The sequence below is a fragment of the Superficieibacter sp. genome (genome assembly GCF_032071645.1).
In the GTDB taxonomy this organism is placed as follows: domain Bacteria; phylum Pseudomonadota; class Gammaproteobacteria; order Enterobacterales; family Enterobacteriaceae; genus Superficieibacter.
Map to the genome: position 1 here is coordinate 545,507 of NZ_DAMAPU010000001.1, position 17,294 is coordinate 562,800.

A 17,294-nucleotide genomic window follows, 5' to 3' on the forward strand; every position below is an offset into this window, starting at 1 on the left:
ACCGTTATTCCGGCAGCGTTCTGCGGATCGCGCCCAGCAGCGTTTGCGCGCCCGCCGACAGGTTCGCATCGATGCGGGTCAGTATGCCAATCGGCTCTCCCGCCCCCAGCGTCGTTACCGGCAGCGCAACCAGCGTGCCGAGGCGCAAATCATCCTTCACCGCGCCGGACGGCACAAACCACACGTAGTTATAATCCACGGTCAACTGGCGCGAGAGCGAGGCGGATAAGGTTTCGATGCACCCGGCTGGCATCTTGCAGCCCTGACTTTGCAGCAGTTCTTCTGCATTCTGCCGTGGCGTGGTGCCGCGCGGGGACACCACCACCGGCCATTCCAGCACCCGGCTAAAGGTGATGGTCTGTTGCAGAAGAGGGTGATCGGGGCGTACCACCAGCTTCAGCGACTCAAGAAACAGCAGTTCGTAATTCAGCCCGCTCATCAGTTCGGGATCGGACATCCGCCCGATGCCTAAATCGATCTCTCCCGATTTCAGCGCCGCCAGCAGCATCGGGTTACTCATGGTGGCGACCTGAAGCGTGATGTCTTTTTGCTGTTTGTGAAACTGGCCGATGACCGCCGGGAGAATACCCAGCGCGGCGGTGGGCAGCGCGCCAATCCGCACGATGTCGTTGTTTATGCCCTCTTTGCGGGTCAGCGACTGCCCGGCGGTGTTTAACGCATCCAGCACTTTTACCGCGTGCGTCAGAAACTGTTCGCCGATCAGCGTAAGCTGCGCGCCGAGCCGCCCGCGCTCGAACAGCCGCACACCGGTCAGTTGCTCAAGCTCGTTAAGCGTCTTTGACAGTGCAGGCTGGCTGAGGTTGAGCGTTTCAGCCGCGCGCCCCAGCGTTCCCTGTTGCGCGACAGCGACGAAAGTATGTAAGTGGCGCAGGCGAATGCGCTGATTAAAAAGCCCGTTTTTTTCCATAGCCAGATGTTTAAAACACAGCGGCACGGGTGACAAGTAAACTTATTTAATTTTGATAACTTGCTAGCAAAATTTCATTAACATTTAATTTTTGGGGACATGATGTGAATTACCCTGTAAATCAGCGGATTGTCCTTTAAGACTTTTTGCATAGGTTAATTTTAAGTAAAAGCTGGCGCGATTTTCCATAAGCAGCGGTCATGAAAAGCTGAATAATCTGCTGAGTTAAGGAAGATCGGCGGCGATCACAAATCGTAAATTCTTCCCACACGAATGAAAGCGCTTTTCTACACTCCAGAGAGTATTCACTGGAGGCAGACATCATGGCGAACACCATCACGGCTGATGAGATTCGGGAACAATTTTCGCAGGCTATGTCGGCAATGTACCAGCAGGAAGTTCCCCAGTACGGGACGTTACTGGAGCTGGTCGCAGATGTGAATCTGGCGGTGCTGGAAAACAATCCGCGCCTGCATGAACAGCTGGCAAACGCCGACGAGCTGGCACGATTAAACGTCGAGCGCCACGGGGCAATTCGCGTCGGCACCGCCCAGGAACTGGCGACGCTGCGGCGGATGTTCGCCATTATGGGCATGTTTCCGGTCAGCTATTATGATTTGTCGCAGGCGGGCGTGCCGGTCCACTCCACGGCTTTTCGCCCGACTGAGGATGAGGCGCTGGCCCGCAATCCGTTTCGCATTTTTACCTCGTTATTGCGCCCCGAATTGATTGACGACAGCCGCCTGCGCGAAAGGGCGATGGCGACCCTGGTGCTGCGTGATATTTTTACACCCCGCTGCCGGGCGCTGATGGATCTTTATGAGCAGCAGGGCGCATTTACCGTGACGCAGGGCGCGGAATTTGTCCGTGAAGCGCTGGAAACGTTCCGCTGGCATCGCCATGCCACGGTAGATGAAGAAACCTATCACGCCTTAAACCAGCAGCATCGATTGATTGCCGATGTGGTCTGCTTCCCTGGCTGCCATATCAATCATTTGACCCCGCGCACGCTGGACATTGACCGGGTGCAGGCGCTGATGCCGGAATGCGGCATCGAACCGAAATTCCTGATTGAAGGCCCGCCCCGGCGCGAAGTGCCGATCCTGCTGCGGCAAACCAGCTTTAAAGCGCTGGAAGAGCCGGTGCTGTTTGCGGGCAGCCATCAGGGAACCCACACCGCGCGATTTGGCGAAATTGAACAGCGCGGGGTAGCGCTGACACCGAAAGGGCGGGCGCTGTATGACCAGCTACTCGGCGAGGCGGGAACCGGTAAAGATAACCTGACCCACCAGTTGCATTTGCAGGACGTCTTTAAGCGCTTCCCCGACAGCGATATTTTCCTGCGGCGTCAGGGGCTGGCCTACTATCGTTATCGCCTGACCCCGGCGGGAGAAGCGCACCGCCAGGCCATTCATCCCGGCGACGATCCGCAGCCGCTGATCGAGCGCGGCTGGCTGGTGGCGCAGCCCATCATCTACGAGGATTTTTTACCGGTCAGCGCCGCCGGGATTTTTCAGTCCAATCTGGGCAATGAAACCCAGGCCCGCCGCCACGGTAACGCCTCGCGCGAAGCCTTTGAGCAGGCGCTCGGCTGCCCGGTGCTCGATGAATTCACCCTCTATCAGCAGGCGGAAGACCGAAGCAGGCGGCGCTGCGGTCTCCTCTGAGCAGAAAAAATCCCCGTGTTCTGACTAAAACGGGGATTTTTTAAACATAACTTTACCCGCGATTCAGGCTAATCTCCTCGACAACATAAATTTTCCGCCTGGCGCAGATTTTCCGCGCGCAACAATTGGTTTATCAATGAAATTTGTCTAAAGTGGGCGCTTTCGGACGCGCTCTGACTTGCTGCGTTAATGAGCAACGGCGGGGTCCATTTTGCTGACCTAAGGACGTTTTCCAGGCATGAATCGCAGAAGATTTCTAAAAACTTCAATGGCTGCCGCCGCCGTGTGCGGTACGTCAGGAATATCGGCGCTATTCTCCCGCGCGGCATTCGCGGAAGAGTCGGATATCGCCGACGGCCAGACCCAACCCTTCGACTTTGCTTCGCTGCAATCCAGGGCGCGCGATCTGGCTAAGCAGCCGTGGGTCGGGGCGCCGCGCCCGCTGCCCGATACGCTGGCGACCCTCACGCCGCAGGCTTACAACAGCATTCAGTATGACGCGGCGCATTCGCTGTGGAACAATATCGATGGCCGCCAGCTTGACGTGCAGTTTTTCCATGTCGGCATGGGGTTTCGCCGCCGGGTGCGGATGTTCTCGCTCGATGCCGCCAGCCAGCGAGCGCGCGAGATTCACTTCCGCCCGGAGCTGTTCCGCTATAACGATGCGGGCGTTGATACCCGCCAACTGGTCGGGCAGACCGATCTTGGCTTCGCGGGTTTCCGCGCGTTTAAAGCACCCGAACTGGCGCGGCGCGATATCGTCTCCTTCCTCGGTGCCAGCTATTTCCGTGCGGTAGACAGCACTTATCAGTACGGCCTTTCCGCCCGTGGGCTGGCGGTGAATACCTTCACCGATTCGCTGGAAGAGTTCCCGGACTTCACTTCGTTCTGGTTTGAAACCGTCAAGCCCGGCGCTACCACCTTTACCGTCTATGCGCTGCTCGACAGCGCCAGCGTTACCGGCGCTTATAAATTCGTGATCCACTGCGAAGAAAGCCAGGTGATTATGGATGTGGAGAATCACATCTATGCGCGTAAAGATATCAAACAGCTCGGCATCGCGCCGATGACCAGCATGTTCAGCTGCGGCAACAACGAGCGCCGGATGTGCGACACGCTGCATCCGCAAATTCATGACTCCGACCGTCTTGCCATGTGGCTGGGCAACGGCGAGTGGATTTGCCGCCCGCTGAATAACCCGCAAAAACTCCAGTTTAACGCCTACGTCGATACCAACCCGAAAGGCTTCGGGCTGCTGCAACTGGATCGCGATTTCTCGCATTACCAGGACGTGATGGGCTGGTACAACAAACGTCCCAGCCTGTGGGTCGAGCCGCGCAACAAGTGGGGCAAAGGGGCGGTCAGCCTGATGGAGATCCCGACCACCGGCGAAACGCTGGATAACATCGTCTGCTTCTGGCAGCCGGAAAAACCGGTGCGGGCGGGCGACGATCTGGATTTCAAATACCGCCTCTACTGGAGCGCGCAGCCGCCGGTTCGCTCTCCGCTGGCGCGGGTACTGGCAACGCGCACCGGCATGGGCGCATTCCCGGAGGGCTGGGCACCGGGCGAGCACTTCCCGGAAAAATGGGCGCGCCGCTTTGCGATTGATTTTGTGGGCGGCGATCTGAAAGCCGCTGCGCCGAAAGGCATTGAGCCGGTGATCACCCTCTCCAGCGGCGAGGCGAAGCAGGTAGAAATTCTGTACGTCGAGCCGTTTGATGGTTATCGCATTCTGTTCGACTGGTATCCGACCTCCGACGCCACCGATCCGGTCGATATGCGGATGTTCCTGCGCTGCCAGGGTGATGCGATCAGCGAAACCTGGCTGTATCAGTATTTCCCCCCCGCGCCTGATAAGCGTAATTACGTTGATGACCGCGTGATGCGCTAACGTTTTACTCCGCCGGGTCTGATGTCCAGGCCCGGCCCGCTTCTGGAGCAGGATATGTCCGCTGAATCCATCGATATTATCCCGGTCAACGACGCCCTCACGCTGCGGGCGGTCGATGAAGGTTTTGTCAGCGCCCTGTACGCGCTGGTGCAAAAAAACAAAGACTGGCTGCAAGGCTCGCTGAACTGGCCGCAAACGGTAAATGACGAAAGTGATACCCGCAAAAATGTGCAGGGTAACGTGATGCTGCACCAGCGCGGCTACGCCAAAATGTATCTTATTTTTGCGCAGGAAACGCTGATCGGCGTGATCTCCTTTAACCTGATCGAGCCGCTGAATAAAACGGCTTATATCGGCTACTGGCTGGATCAAGACCAGCAGGGGAAGGGGGTGATGTCGCAGGCGTTACAGGCGCTGATGGCGCATTACGTGGCGCGCGGAGAACTGCGCCGCTTCGTGATTAAATGCCGGGTTGCCAACACCGCGAGCAATGAACTCGCCCGCCGCAATGGTTTCACTCTTGAAGGCTGTCTGAAGCAGGCGGAATTTCTCAACGGCAGCTATGACGATCAGAATATCTACGCCCGCATTGTTGACCCGGATTCAGAGTAACCCCGCCAGCGGCGTGCGCGTAATGCGCTGCGCGCCGTTAATCACTTTATGGTCGCGCAGGTGCAGCACGTCGCCTGCGAAGGCTTCTACCACCGCGTCATCGGTCAGTTCAATAAAGTGCTCAATAATCACGTCGCCGCTGATGCGCGCTCGCCCCTGAATCACCACGTTATCGTCGATCAGGATCGGCCCGCCGCGTAGCTGCGCGTCTCCGCCAACCAGCACGTGATGTTTCAGCACGCAATTCCCTTCCACTCGCGCATTTTCCGCCACCTGAGCGCTGTAGCGCAGGGTGGGGATCGCATCTTCTTCCGTCCCGGCAATCAACTGCGCGTGCCCGTAGACCTTCGCGCAGTCGCATACCCAGACGTTATTTTCTTCATTACCTTCGAGCACAGCAAAATCAAACACTTCCGCCCGATGTTCAATAAACGCATGCCTGACGATGGCATCGCCATAAATCTGCGCCTGATGGACGATGCGCGAGGCCACCACTGTAGCGCGGTCGTAAATGTGCAGACATTGATCGCGTTCCAGCGTCAGTCCCCGTACCGCAACAATTTCGCTGTTGTGCAAAACTCGCGCGTCGCCGGAAATTTCACACTCACCGCGCACCGTCGACTGCTGAATGGTGACGTTGTCACGTATGGCGGCGCGATGGGAAACCTGCGCCGCATCCAGCCACGCATTGCCGTCAATGGTTGCCCCGTGGCTGACCACGCAGCACTGGGTCAGGCGGGCGTTGCCGCTCACTTTCGCTTCGGCAAACACCGCGCTGTTCACATCATAAATCCAGCAGTCTCCCGCCTGGCTTAACGCCTCTTCATTCTCCACCCAGCCGCCTTCGCTGCCCGCCGTGACATCGGCAAAATCGCGCAGGGCAATAAGCTGGTACAGCGTCACCCGGTGGTTTTCGCCCTGGTCCTGATAGCTATAAACGCGTGATTCCTCGCTAAGGCGGTACTTTTGCATGTTCATCTCCCGGATCGGCCTTTGATAAAAATAGCAGAGGTGTTGGAACATGGCGGACGGTGAGATAAGCTGGGTTTGGCTTCTCCGCGTCATGCTGCGCTGGTGGAAGCCTTCAGCCGCCGTCTGGATGCTATTCTGCCCTGGGATCGCGCGGCGGTGGATGCCACCACCGACATCAAAATCGCCCTGGCTGCCGCCGGTACGCCGGTCGGCAATAATGACTGCGCCATTGCGGTGGGCGCGGTGGTGGTGACGAATAACACGCACGAGTTTCAGCGTGTCCCCGGACTGCTGCTGGAAGACTGGGTAAATCCTTAACACTTCGCTGCAAAACCCTCAGGAAAAATCATGACCATCCGCGATGAGAATTACTTTACTGAAAAATACGGTTTAACCCGTACCCATTCCGACGTTATAGACGCTGCCCGCCATATGCAGCCGGGTAAAACCCTGGATTTAGGCTGCGGCAACGGGCGTAACAGCCTGTGGCTGGCGGCGAACGGCTATGAGGTAACGGCGTGGGATCGCAATCCGGCGAGCATTAATAATCTGGAAACCATCCGTGCGGCAGAAGGGCTGGAAAATCTGCATCCGGCGCTGGCCGATCTGAATACGCTCACCTTCGATGGCGAGTACGATTTTATTCTCTCCACCGTGGTGATGATGTTTCTGGAGGCTAAAACCATTCCCGGACTGATTGCCAATATGCAGCGTTGCACCAAATCCGGCGGCCATAATCTGATTGTGGCGGCGATGGATACCGGGGATTACCCCTGCACGGTGGGCTTTCCGTTTACCTTTAAAGAGGGGGAACTGCGCGATTATTATGCGGGCTGGGACGTGATTAAATACAATGAAGACGTCGGCGAGCTGCACCGCACCGACGCCGACGGAAACCGTATTAAGCTGCGTTTTGCCACACTGCTGGCGCGTAAACCGGCTTAACGAGCGGCCAGCAGGCAGAGCTGAAGCGCCACGTTGTACGAGGCCTCGAAGGATTTCAGCGGCAGAAACTCAAATTTTGAGTGGAAATTATGCGCGCCGGTGAAAAAATTCGGGGTCAGCAAACCTTTGGCGGAGAGCGCTGCGCCGTCGGTGCCGCCGCGCATCGGTGTGGGCTTCGGCGTGATCCCCAGCGTTTCCATGGCGCTGAAGATTAAATCCACCGCCCGGCGATCTTCACCCATAGCGTTGCTGATGTTGCTGTAGATATCGCTAATCGTAAATTCAACCTTCGCCGTCGGATGGCGCGCGGCGATCAGCCGGGCGACCTCGCCAATCTGCGCTTTGCGCCGGGCAAAGCTGTCCTGGTCGAAATCGCGAATGCTAGCCTGCAACACCGCATAGCTCTGTACCGCTTCCATGCCGTTAAACCAGACGTAGCCTTCGCGGTCGGCGGTGTGCTCCGGCGTTTGCTGGCGGTCAAATTCGTTAATAAAATCACAGGCCATCAGCAGCGGGTTTACCAGCACGCCTTTGGCGGACATCGGGTGCGCGGTGACGCCGGTAAAACGAATTTCTGCCGACGCGGCGTTAAAATTCTCATACACCACTTCGCCCAGCTCGCAGCAGTCAATGGTCCAGGCGAAATCTACCGCAAAGCGTTGCAGATCCAGCGCTTTCGCCCCGCGTAATCCGACCTCTTCATCCGGCACAAACGCTACCACGATATCGCCGTGGCGGTGCTCTGCCGTCAGGTTTTCCAGCAGCGTCATCACCACCGTCACCGCCGCTTTATTGTCCGCGCCGAGCACGCTGGTGCCGTCGCTAAAAATAATTTCTTCACCCGGATACGCCAGAATTTCAGGATGCTCATCGACCCGTAGCCAGATGTCCTTTTGCGCGTTAAGGCAGAGATCTTCACCAGTAAAACGCAGGATCTGCGGATGAATATCCGGTGACAGTCCCACATCCACCGTGTCGATGTGGGTAATAAAGCCCACGCGCGGTGCGCCGGGCACATTGCCCTTTTTCACGGCGGTCACCGTGGCGTGCTCGTCAATCACGATATCTTCCAGACCAAACTGCACCAGCTCTGCTGCCAGCGCCCGCGCCATCTCGTGTTGACCGGGCGTGGTGGGCAGGCTGATCCCCGCCGGATCGCTCTGGCTGCTGATGGCAAGATAGCGGAAGAAGCGTTGGGTTAATTGACTGGCTAACGGCGAAGACATGGTTTTTCCTTCTTTATTTGAGTTATCAGGTGCTTGCAAAACGTTTTTAATGGTATTTATGAGTCAGCAAACGACATGCACGTCATCCGCCACAGACTCAAGAAAACAGGAAAAAGTGATGAAAAGCAAATTATCAACCCTTGCTCTGGCACTGGCTGCGCTGGCGGTTAGCTCCACCGTTGCGGCGAAAACGCTGGTTTATTGTTCAGAAGGATCGCCGGAAAACTTCAACCCGCAACTTTACACTTCCGGCACAAGCGTGGATGCCAGCGCTGTCCCGGTTTATAACCGGCTGGTGGATTTTAAAGTCGGCACCACGCAACTGGTGCCGAGCCTCGCAGAACGCTGGGAGGTCAGCGAAGATGGCAAAACCTATACCTTCCATCTGCGCAAGGGCGTGAAATTTCAGAGCAACAAATACTTTACCCCGACGCGCGACTTTAATGCCGATGACGTGATCTTCTCATTTATGCGCCAGAAAGATCCCAACAATCCGTATCACAAAGTCTCTGGCGGTACGTACTCCAACTTTGAAAGCCTTGAATTCGGCACGCTGATCACCGGCATTGATAAAGTCGATGACTACACGGTGCGCTTTAACCTTGCGCACCCGGAAGCACCGTTTGTCGCCGATCTGGGCTGGTATTTTGCCTCGATCCTCTCCGCCGAATACGCCGACGCGATGCTGAAAGCCGGGACGCCGGAGCGGGTGGATATGCAGCCGATTGGCACCGGGCCGTTCAAACTGGCACAGTATCAAAAGGATTCGCGCATTCTGTACACGGCGTTTGCGCAATACTGGGGCGGCAAGGCCAAACTGGATCGCCTCGTCTTCAGCATTACCCCGGATGCGTCGGTGCGCTTTGCCAAGCTTGAGAAAAACGAGTGCCAGGTACTGCCGTTCCCTAATCCGGCAGATTTACCGCGTATGAAAGCCAACCCGGACATCAATCTGATGAGCAAAGCGGGGCTGAATACCGGCTTCCTCGCCTTCAACACCCAGAAAGCGCCGCTGGATAACGTCAAAGTGCGTCAGGCACTGGCGCTGGCAATCAACAAACCGGCGATTATTGATGCCGTATTCCAGGGCACCGGCACCGCCGCCAAAAACATCCTGCCGCCGGGCGTCTGGAGCGCGGACAGCGAACTGAAGGATTACGACTACGATCCGGCCAAAGCCAAAGCGCTGCTGAAAGAGGCCGGTTTTGCTAACGGCATGACCATCGACCTGTGGGCGATGCCGGTACAGCGCCCGTATAACCCGAATGCTAAACGGATGGCGGAGATGATCCAGGCGGACTGGGCAAACGTGGGCGTGAAGGCGAAAATCGTGACCTTTGAGTGGGGCGAATATCTGAACCGCGTCAAAAGCGGCGAGCATCAGGCGGCCTTAATGGGCTGGACCACCGCCACCGGCGACCCGGATAACTTCTTCGGCCCGCTGTTTACCTGCACCTCCGCCAACGGCGGCTCCAACTCGGCGAAGTGGTGCTATAAGCCGTTTGATAAGATCATCGCCGAAGCCAAAACGATCACCGATCAGGACAAACGCACCGCTTTGTACAAAGAGGCGCAGCAAATGATGCATGACCAGATGCCCGCCGTGATGATTGCCCACTCGACCATTTTTGAGCCGGTACGCAAAAACGTCAGCGGCTATGAGATCGACCCGTTCGGGAAACACATTTTCTATCAGGTAGATGTGAAATAACCCCTTCGCCGGGTAAGTTCTTTACCCGGCGCATTCCGCGAAAATGTGAGCCAGGTTGGTTTCACGCTGCTCTGCGCTTGCTAAAGCGCTTTTTAAGCAACATGGTTCCCACAGCGCTTAAGGATACGTAATGGTGGACTATGTCAGCGAAAGAAGATCTTTATCATAAACTCGACGCCGCCTGGCGCACGCCGCTAAGCGGTTTTACCACTCTGGACTGCGAGCATTTTACCTCCGCCAGCCGCAGCGTGATCAGCCTTTACCTTAATCAACTTTGCGACGATGGCTATCTGCGCAAAGAGAACACCCGCCCGGTGCGCTTCTGGCTGACCGAAAAACGGATGGCGCAAAGCGAGCAAGACGGCGCGACGGTATTCCGTTCGCTGATTGGCGCGACCGGTAGCCTGAAAACCGCCGTCGAACTGTGCGTCGCGGCGGTCAATTACCCGGACGGCGGGCTGCCGGTGCTGATCACCGGCGAAAGCGGAGTGGGGAAAAGCTATCTGGCCCAGCTTCTGCATCAGTACGCCTGCGAAAACGGGGCAATCGCTCCCACCGGGAAGCTGATCGAACTCAACTGCGCCGATTACGCCAATAACCCGGAACTGCTGTCGGGGGCGCTGTTTGGTTATGTCAAAGGTGCATTTACCGGTGCCGAACGCAATAAAACTGGCCTGCTGGATGAGGCCGACGGCGGGTTTTTATTTCTTGATGAAGTCCACCGCCTGTCGGCGGAAAATCAGGAAAAGCTGTTTCTGTTTATGGACAAAGGCTATTTTTACCGCCTCGGCGACAGCCGCCAGCCTTGTCAGGCCCGCGTGCGCTGCGTATTTGCCACCACCGAAAATACCGAAAACGTGTTGCTGACCACCTTTCGCCGCCGTATTCCCGTCACCGTGATGCTGCCGTCGTGGGATTCGCGCCCGTTTATGGAACAGCTTTCGCTGATCTCGCGCTTTTTCTCCCACGAAGCCAAACGTTTTCGCCAGGATATTCACGTAGAAAGTGCGCTGATCCACCAGCTCATCACCACCCCGGTGCAGGGTAATATTGGCGAACTGAAAAATCATATCAAGGTGTTGTGCGCCTCGGCGTCGGCGCGGCGCGGCAGCCAGGGGATCTGTATCGATAGCCCGTCGGGCAGGCATAACGAGCAGGACCGCATCACCTTCAGTGCGGAAGAGGCGGACTATGCCACGCTATTTTCGGCCTCGCTCAACGCCGGACAGGGCGAAAACCTGGTGGAAAACTTTTGTCGCACCGGCAACGTGCCGCTGTTAATTCGCAAGCTGGAGGAACAATCCGGCACATCGATGGCCCAGCGCTTTTATCAGGGCACGCTGTGGCAGTTGACCAAAGAGACGCTGGCGGAGTTTAACGATTTAACCGGGATTTCCGTCGGCCCGGTGATGGAAAAAGCGGTTTTTCACTGTCTCCAGTGGTCGCTCAATGAACCGGTCAGCGGCGAGAGGGTGACCTATCTCAACGGCATCACCGCCTGGACCCCGCTGCGCGCGCGCCTGCTGGCCCAGGAGTGTATCGCGCTGTTTGAGAAAAAATTCCCGCCGGAGCAAATCAGTCTGATGGAGCCGCTGCTCACCGCCATTTTCTGCCATCAGGTCGAACCCGAACCGCTGATCCAGGGCATTATCGTTTCCCACGGCGCGTCTACCGCGTCCAGCATCGCCGGAACCGCCAACAAACTGCTGGGCGGCTTTTATCTGAAAGCCTTTGATATGCCGCTGTCGGTCAATACCCGGGGAATTATTGCCCGGCTGAAGGAGTGGATCATCCGCCTTGAGGGGCAGAACGGGATGATTATTCTGGTCGATATGGGATCGCTTCAGGATATCTACAGCGAAATTAAACTGCATATTCAGGGCGACCTGCTGGTGATGAACAACGTCAGTACTGCCATGGCGCTGGATATTGCCGGTAAGATCCAGCATAAACTGGCGATGAAAGAGATCGTTGACGGCATTAAAGGCGCGTGGGAGGTCGAGGCGCGTTATTACTCCGGCATCGTGCAGGGCAATAAAATTATTATTTCCTGTATCTCCGGCGAAGGTGTGGCCCGGCAGATCCAGGAAATTGCCCGTCGCCACATCCGCGATGAGTCGATTGATATCGTGACCATGGAATACGATGACCTGAAATGGAAATTAACCAAGGCCGACAGTGCCCTGTACGGCACGCGGCTGCTCATCACCACCACCGAAATTGATGCCGGTTATCTTCCGCAAATTAATACCCGCAGGCTGATAGGTGAAAAACCGGATTTATTATGGAAAAACTATTTCGCGCAGATTATGCCGATGCAGGATATGGAGCGGATGGTCGATGAGATCGTTATTCTGTTTACGCTTGAAGGGGTGGCAAATCATCTCTCGTTCCTGAATCCACGGGTGATTATCGACGAAGTGGAAAACGTGGTGAAGTTTTTCGAGCTGACCTACGGCATCCATTTCGAAAGTTATCTGCGAATTAATTTGTTTATGCACCTCGCGGCGATGATAGAGCGGCTGCTCACGCATGACGGGCTGGCGCACCGCGATGAGTTCGATCTCACCGCCGATCAGCAGGCGTTTATGGCGCTGGTGCCGGAAGCCTTCCGCACGCTAATCAATAAATACCGGATTGCGCTCACCACCACCGAAGCGCTGATGATTTATGAACTGATGGAGCCGTGGATCACCATCGCGCCGAACGATTCTCTAGTGTTGAAAGAAAGCAGCGGCAGTGTTTAAACCGGCATAACGGCTGCACACAATTCCTAAAGCCATGATAAATAATAGAAAATAAATCTGGCACGCTATTTGTATTAATCCCGTTGAGAATGGCTTAACGGAGGAAATGCAGATGGCGTCAACACAGTGGATTTCACTGGAGCAGAAAATCATCGTCGTGACCGGGGGCAGTTCCGGCATTGGTGAAAAAATCGCCCTTGGCCTGGCGCAGAACAACGCGCGGGTGGTAGTGGCGGACGTGCAATTACCGGCCACGGACCAGCAAATTCCCGGCGTGGATTATCAGCGCTGCGACATTACCCAGCGCCAGCATGTACGCGACTTAGTGAACGGGGTCGTGCAACGCTACGGACGCCTTGACGGGCTGGTTAACAATGCGGCGGTCAACCGGGCGCGGCTGCTGGTGGACTATTACGGTCAGGCTCCCGAATACGAACTCAGCGACGATGATTTTGATTTCATGGTCAACATTAATCAAAAAGGCCCCTTTATTTGTGCCCAGGAAAGCGCGCGGCAGATGATCCCGCAGCGGTCCGGGGTGATTATTAATATTCTCTCCGAAGCCGGAATTGAAGGTTCAAAAGGGCAAAGCTGCTACGCGGCAACCAAGGCCGCCGTCCATGGATTTACCCTGTCATGGGCGAAGGAGCTGGGCGCGTTTGGCATTCGGGTGGTGGGCGTCGCACCGGGGATTAACGAGCCTACGCCAATGGGCAACATGACGCACCGCAAGGCGCTGGCCTACACGCGCGGAGTGGATGAGAGTGATATCAACGACGATTACAGTCAAAAAATCCCCCTCGGACGGCCAGGAAAACTCACCGAAATCGCCGATTTGGTGATCTGGCTGGCCTCGGATAAAGCCAGCTATATCACCGGAACGACGATCAATATCACCGGAGGAAAGTCTCGCGGTTAACTTTATCTACTGCAGGATTATTTATGGATCACAAAAATATGCCGCCCTGGCTGGTGGTCATCTCACACGGCAATTTTGGTAAGGAACTGGTCAACAGTTGCGAGATGATCTTAGGGAAAATGGACAATATCCACTGTTTTTCGCTGGAGCCGGGAATGGCCCCGGAACAACTGCTGGAGGATGTTACCGCGCTGGTGGACGCCGCGCCGCAAAACGTCATTATTTTTACCGATATTTATGCCGGTACGCCGTCGAACGTGGCAACCATATTCGCCAGGCGCAAAGGGTATCCGGTTATTTGCGGGATGAACCTGCCTATGCTGATTGAAGCCGAAATGCAGCGGCATGATGTCGCCTTTGAAGAGCTTGTTGAAAAAATTATTGATGCTGGCAGTCACAGCATTAAGAACATCACCTCAATTACCCACGGTAGAGAGTATGAATAATATAAAACTCGTTCGAATCGACTTTCGCCTTATTCACGGCCAGGTTATTACCAAATGGCGAAATATTGTTGCCGCCACCGAGATCATCATCGTTGACGATAAACTGTCGAAAGACAGTTTCCTCGCCGATATCTACGTGATGGCCGCGCCGCCGGGCGTGGCGGTGCATGTCTTATCGGAAGCGGCGTTTCTGGCGGCAAAAGCAGCGGGGGATTACAGCAACGGCAAAAGCAATATTTTGCTGCTGTTTAAATCCATTGGCAATCTGCGTCATTTAGTTGAGCAGGAAGTGATCTTTCCGGCAGTACAAATTGGTGGGCTGGGCGGCGGCGTCAATCGCCGAAGCGTGGTGAACGGTATTTCCATCGACGATCAGGATTTACAGGATCTGAAATTTATTCAGGGACGCGGCACCGACGTTTATTTTCAGGTGACGCCTGAAGAAGTCAAATTAACGCTGGATAAAGCAATTGCCCGGCTGGAGGGATAATCATGGTTGAAATCGCAATTTTCACCGGCATCTGGTACTGGATTTGTAAAACGGATATTGGTTACGCCATTACCCACGCTATTCGTCAGCCGCTGTTTTCCTCGGTCATTATTGGCCTGATTATGGGTGATGTTACCCAGGCGGTGATTATCGGCGCGGCGATCCAGATCCTCTATATTGGTCTGGTGGCGGCGGGATCGAATCTTCCGGCGGACGATTGCCTTGCCGGGCTGATTGCCATCCCGCTGGCGCTTAACACCGGGCTGTCGCCGACGCTGGCGATTGCCATCGCGGTGCCGGTAGGGGTGATGGGCGTGTTTCTCGACCAGTTCAGGAAAACCGTCAACGCGGTATTCGTCCACATGGCGGATAAATACGCGGAAGAGGGCAACGTCCGGCAGATCAAGCTGTGCGCGGTGGTCTGGCCGACGGTGCTCGGATTCTTCATCCGTTTTCCGGTGCCGTTCCTCGCCAACATGTACGGCAAAGACAGCATTAACGCCTTTTTAACCAGCGTGCCGGAGTGGTTGATCCACGGCTTTAGCGTGGCTGGCGGTTTACTGCCCGCGCTGGGCTTCGCGCTGACCATTTTTGTCATCGGTAAAAAAGCGCTGCTGCCGTGGTTTTTCATCGGTTATTTCATCGTCCAGTTCAGCGGCATTCCGGTCTTCGGCGCAGCCATTTTTGGCTTAAGCGCGGTGCTGCTTATCTCTTATTACCAGAACCACAAAGAAGCGTAAGGAGCTGACATGGAAAACAAACTGATTACTGAAAAAGACGTCAAAAATAGCTGGCTCTATTATTACATCGTCGCGGAAATGGGGATTTCCTACGAGCGACTGCAGGCGCTGGGCTTCACCACCGCCATTCTGCCGATCCTGCAAAAGCTCTACCCGGACCCGGAAGACTTAAAACAGGCGATCAAACGCCACCTGGTGTTTTACAACACCGAGGCGGTGTACGGTGCGCCGATCAACGGCATCGTGATTGCCATGGAAGAGCAGAAAGCGAACGGCGCGGACATCGACGATGACACCATCACCGGGATCAAAACCGGGCTGATGGGGCCGATGGCCGGGATTGGCGACTCCATCGACTGGGCGACGCTGAAACCGATTATCTTCGGCCTGGCGGTGACGCTCTCCACCAACGGCAGCGTGCTGGGCGCGTTTTTCCTGCTGCTGCTGCCGCTGATCCAGATTATCGTCGGGCGTAAGCTGGCGGCGTATGGGTATCGGGCAGGACAGGCGTCGATCCGCGAAATTCTCCATTCGGGGCATATTCGCACCCTGATCACCGGCGCGAGCACGCTCGGTCTGTTTATGATGGGGGCGCTGTCTTCCACCTATGTGAAATTAAGCACCCCGCTGGAGTTAAGTTTTGGCTCGCAGAATAAACCCTTTGTGCTCCAGCAGGTCATCGACAATATTGTTCCCGGAATATTGCCGCTGCTGGCGGTGTTCGGTATTTACTGGTGGCTGCTGAAACGCAACCAGAATTTTACCATCATCATGGTGCTGATTATTGCCATCTCAATTATCGGCGCATTCCTCGGCATATTTTAATGGAGCGTAAGTATGCAGGCTTTACATTTTGGTGCAGGGAGTATCGGTCGGGGTTTTATTGGTGATTTGCTTAATGAGTCCGGTTATGACATTACCTTTGTCGATACTAACCACGCGCTTAATCAGCAAATGAACCAGCAGCACGGCTATGCGATTTATATTATTGAACAGAATTATCAGCAAAAATTTATTCCGCTGCGTGAGGCGCTTTCGCCGCTGGAACAACCAGAGGCGGTGATCCAGCGCTGCGTGGAGGCGGATCTGATCACCACGGCGGTATGGGCGGATAATCTGCCGAAAATCGCGCCGCTGCTGCTGGCCGGACTCCGGGCGCGCCAGCAGGCGGGGAAAGAGAAAATCAACGTCATCGTCTGTGAAAACGCGCTGTTTAACGGGCAGATCTTACGCCGGGAGTGCATCCGGCTGGGCGAGGAGAATATCGACCAGCTGGCGGCTTTCCCGGATACCGCCGTGGATCGGATGGTACTCACCACCAGCCGCGACGGGGAGAGCGTTATTGACGTTGGTGTCGATCGCGAGCTGGTCATTGACCGGTGCGCGCTGTGCGATGCCGATGCGCAGCCGCTCCTGGGTGCGATCTACACCGATAATTTGCAGAAATATCTGGAGCGCAAACTTTATATTATCAACGGCGGTCACGCATGGGCCGGGTTTGTCGGGTATCTGCGCGGCTATCGCACGATGCAGCCCATTTTTGCCGAGCCTGCGCTGGTGGCGGAAATCAAACAAAGTATGCGCGAAACCGCCCGGCTGCTGCACCACAAGTACGCTTTTTCGCTGGCGGAACTGGACGAGTATATCGGGTTCGTGATTAACCGCTTTTGTACGCCAGGCGTGGTGGATACCGTCCAGCGGGTATGCCGTTCGCCGATCCGCAAACTGGCGGCGGGGGATCGGCTCACCGGACCCTGTGAACAGGCCGAGGCCGCAGGCTTGCCGAATGAATATTTAATTAAGGGCATAGCCGCCGCGCTGCATTATTTCGACCCTGAAGATGAGCAGAGCGTAATATTACAAACGTATATTGCCGAAAATACTGTCAGCCAGGCCATTACGCACTTTACCGGTATTAAAGAGAATACCCGGCTGCACGCGCGTATTTTATTTCATTATGCCGGGTTAATGTCCTGAACTGACTTAAACACAGAGGT

Annotated in this window: 15 protein-coding genes and 1 pseudogene; 13 read left to right on the plus strand and 3 right to left on the minus strand. The window is 55.7% G+C overall.

Going from position 1 to position 17,294, the window contains the following annotated elements:
- Positions 1-4: 4 nt before the first annotated feature.
- Positions 5-928 (minus strand): LysR substrate-binding domain-containing protein, encoded by a 924-nt coding sequence (locus RT197_RS02810; protein WP_312947019.1) that lies wholly within the window; start codon positions 926-928, stop codon positions 5-7.
- A gap of 323 nt (positions 929-1,251) precedes the next feature.
- Between RT197_RS02810 and RT197_RS02815 the strand changes: the two genes are divergently transcribed.
- The 3 genes from RT197_RS02815 (at position 1,252) to rimL (ending at position 5,101) form a co-directional block, all read left to right on the plus strand.
- Positions 1,252-2,595: a VOC family protein gene (locus RT197_RS02815; protein ID WP_312947021.1), complete on the plus strand. Its 1,344-nt coding sequence runs from the start codon at positions 1,252-1,254 to the stop codon at positions 2,593-2,595.
- Positions 2,596-2,833: 238 nt separating this feature from the next.
- Positions 2,834-4,489 carry a glucan biosynthesis protein gene (locus RT197_RS02820; RefSeq protein WP_312947024.1) on the plus strand — a complete coding sequence of 552 codons (1,656 nt, stop codon included), beginning with the start codon at positions 2,834-2,836 and terminating at the stop codon, positions 4,487-4,489.
- A gap of 54 nt (positions 4,490-4,543) precedes the next feature.
- Positions 4,544-5,101, plus strand: a complete 558-nt coding sequence (rimL, locus tag RT197_RS02825; RefSeq protein ID WP_312947026.1) for a 50S ribosomal protein L7/L12-serine acetyltransferase — start codon at positions 4,544-4,546, stop codon at positions 5,099-5,101.
- On the opposite strand, the gene ydcK is transcribed toward rimL, so the two are convergent.
- Positions 5,093-6,073 carry a YdcK family protein gene (ydcK, locus tag RT197_RS02830; RefSeq protein WP_312947028.1) on the minus strand — a complete coding sequence of 327 codons (981 nt, stop codon included), beginning with the start codon at positions 6,071-6,073 and terminating at the stop codon, positions 5,093-5,095. The genes rimL and ydcK overlap by 9 nt on opposite strands.
- A gap of 78 nt (positions 6,074-6,151) precedes the next feature.
- On the opposite strand from ydcK, the pseudogene RT197_RS02835 reads away from it, so the two are divergent.
- Together RT197_RS02835 and tehB are read left to right on the plus strand one after the other, a co-directional pair.
- A pseudogene (locus RT197_RS02835) lies at positions 6,152-6,391 on the plus strand (VapC toxin family PIN domain ribonuclease); the annotation flags it as partial.
- A gap of 30 nt (positions 6,392-6,421) precedes the next feature.
- Positions 6,422-7,018 (plus strand): tellurite resistance methyltransferase TehB, encoded by a 597-nt coding sequence (gene tehB, locus RT197_RS02840; RefSeq protein ID WP_312947029.1) that lies wholly within the window; start codon positions 6,422-6,424, stop codon positions 7,016-7,018.
- On the opposite strand, the gene pepT is transcribed toward tehB, so the two are convergent.
- Entirely contained in the window at positions 7,015-8,244 is a 1,230-nt protein-coding gene (gene pepT / locus RT197_RS02845) for a peptidase T (protein WP_312947031.1), read from the minus strand. The two genes, tehB and pepT, sit on opposite strands and share 4 nt — an antisense overlap.
- A gap of 118 nt (positions 8,245-8,362) precedes the next feature.
- Between pepT and RT197_RS02850 the strand changes: the two genes are divergently transcribed.
- The 8 genes from RT197_RS02850 (at position 8,363) to RT197_RS02885 (ending at position 17,274) form a co-directional block, all read left to right on the plus strand.
- Positions 8,363-9,955, plus strand: coding sequence for an ABC transporter substrate-binding protein (locus RT197_RS02850; RefSeq protein WP_312947032.1), 1,593 nt, complete (start codon positions 8,363-8,365; stop codon positions 9,953-9,955).
- Between the two features lie 140 nt (positions 9,956-10,095).
- Complete coding sequence (locus RT197_RS02855; RefSeq protein WP_312947033.1) at positions 10,096-12,702, plus strand: sigma 54-interacting transcriptional regulator; 2,607 nt, start codon at positions 10,096-10,098, stop codon at positions 12,700-12,702.
- Positions 12,703-12,814: 112 nt separating this feature from the next.
- Positions 12,815-13,621: a sorbitol-6-phosphate dehydrogenase subunit gene (locus RT197_RS02860; RefSeq protein ID WP_409529669.1), complete on the plus strand. Its 807-nt coding sequence runs from the start codon at positions 12,815-12,817 to the stop codon at positions 13,619-13,621.
- Positions 13,622-13,644: 23 nt separating this feature from the next.
- Complete coding sequence (locus RT197_RS02865; RefSeq protein WP_312947035.1) at positions 13,645-14,067, plus strand: PTS sugar transporter subunit IIA; 423 nt, start codon at positions 13,645-13,647, stop codon at positions 14,065-14,067.
- Positions 14,060-14,557, plus strand: coding sequence for a PTS sugar transporter subunit IIB (locus RT197_RS02870; protein WP_312947036.1), 498 nt, complete (start codon positions 14,060-14,062; stop codon positions 14,555-14,557). The genes RT197_RS02865 and RT197_RS02870 overlap by 8 nt, the downstream gene beginning before the upstream one ends.
- 2 nt (positions 14,558-14,559) lie before the next feature.
- Entirely contained in the window at positions 14,560-15,297 is a 738-nt protein-coding gene (locus RT197_RS02875) for a PTS sugar transporter subunit IIC (protein WP_312947037.1), read from the plus strand.
- Positions 15,298-15,306: 9 nt separating this feature from the next.
- Positions 15,307-16,122 (plus strand): PTS system mannose/fructose/sorbose family transporter subunit IID, encoded by an 816-nt coding sequence (locus tag RT197_RS02880; RefSeq protein ID WP_312947039.1) that lies wholly within the window; start codon positions 15,307-15,309, stop codon positions 16,120-16,122.
- A gap of 12 nt (positions 16,123-16,134) precedes the next feature.
- Positions 16,135-17,274, plus strand: a complete 1,140-nt coding sequence (locus RT197_RS02885) for a hypothetical protein (RefSeq protein WP_312947040.1) — start codon at positions 16,135-16,137, stop codon at positions 17,272-17,274.
- Positions 17,275-17,294: the final 20 nt, after the last annotated feature.

Coding starts and splice junctions, on each gene's coding strand:
- RT197_RS02815 (WP_312947021.1), top strand. CDS start 1,252: ATGGCGAACACCATCACGGCTGATGAGATTCGGGAACAATTTTCGCAG.
- RT197_RS02865 (WP_312947035.1), top strand. CDS start 13,645: ATGGATCACAAAAATATGCCGCCCTGGCTGGTGGTCATCTCACACGGC.
- rimL (WP_312947026.1), top strand. CDS start 4,544: ATGTCCGCTGAATCCATCGATATTATCCCGGTCAACGACGCCCTCACG.
- tehB (WP_312947029.1), top strand. CDS start 6,422: ATGACCATCCGCGATGAGAATTACTTTACTGAAAAATACGGTTTAACC.
- RT197_RS02880 (WP_312947039.1), top strand. CDS start 15,307: ATGGAAAACAAACTGATTACTGAAAAAGACGTCAAAAATAGCTGGCTC.
- RT197_RS02820 (WP_312947024.1), top strand. CDS start 2,834: ATGAATCGCAGAAGATTTCTAAAAACTTCAATGGCTGCCGCCGCCGTG.
- pepT (WP_312947031.1), bottom strand. CDS start 8,244: ATGTCTTCGCCGTTAGCCAGTCAATTAACCCAACGCTTCTTCCGCTAT.
- RT197_RS02810 (WP_312947019.1), bottom strand. CDS start 928: ATGGAAAAAAACGGGCTTTTTAATCAGCGCATTCGCCTGCGCCACTTA.
- RT197_RS02870 (WP_312947036.1), top strand. CDS start 14,060: ATGAATAATATAAAACTCGTTCGAATCGACTTTCGCCTTATTCACGGC.
- RT197_RS02875 (WP_312947037.1), top strand. CDS start 14,560: ATGGTTGAAATCGCAATTTTCACCGGCATCTGGTACTGGATTTGTAAA.
- RT197_RS02850 (WP_312947032.1), top strand. CDS start 8,363: ATGAAAAGCAAATTATCAACCCTTGCTCTGGCACTGGCTGCGCTGGCG.
- ydcK (WP_312947028.1), bottom strand. CDS start 6,073: ATGCAAAAGTACCGCCTTAGCGAGGAATCACGCGTTTATAGCTATCAG.
- RT197_RS02885 (WP_312947040.1), top strand. CDS start 16,135: ATGCAGGCTTTACATTTTGGTGCAGGGAGTATCGGTCGGGGTTTTATT.
- RT197_RS02855 (WP_312947033.1), top strand. CDS start 10,096: ATGTCAGCGAAAGAAGATCTTTATCATAAACTCGACGCCGCCTGGCGC.
- RT197_RS02860 (WP_409529669.1), top strand. CDS start 12,815: ATGGCGTCAACACAGTGGATTTCACTGGAGCAGAAAATCATCGTCGTG.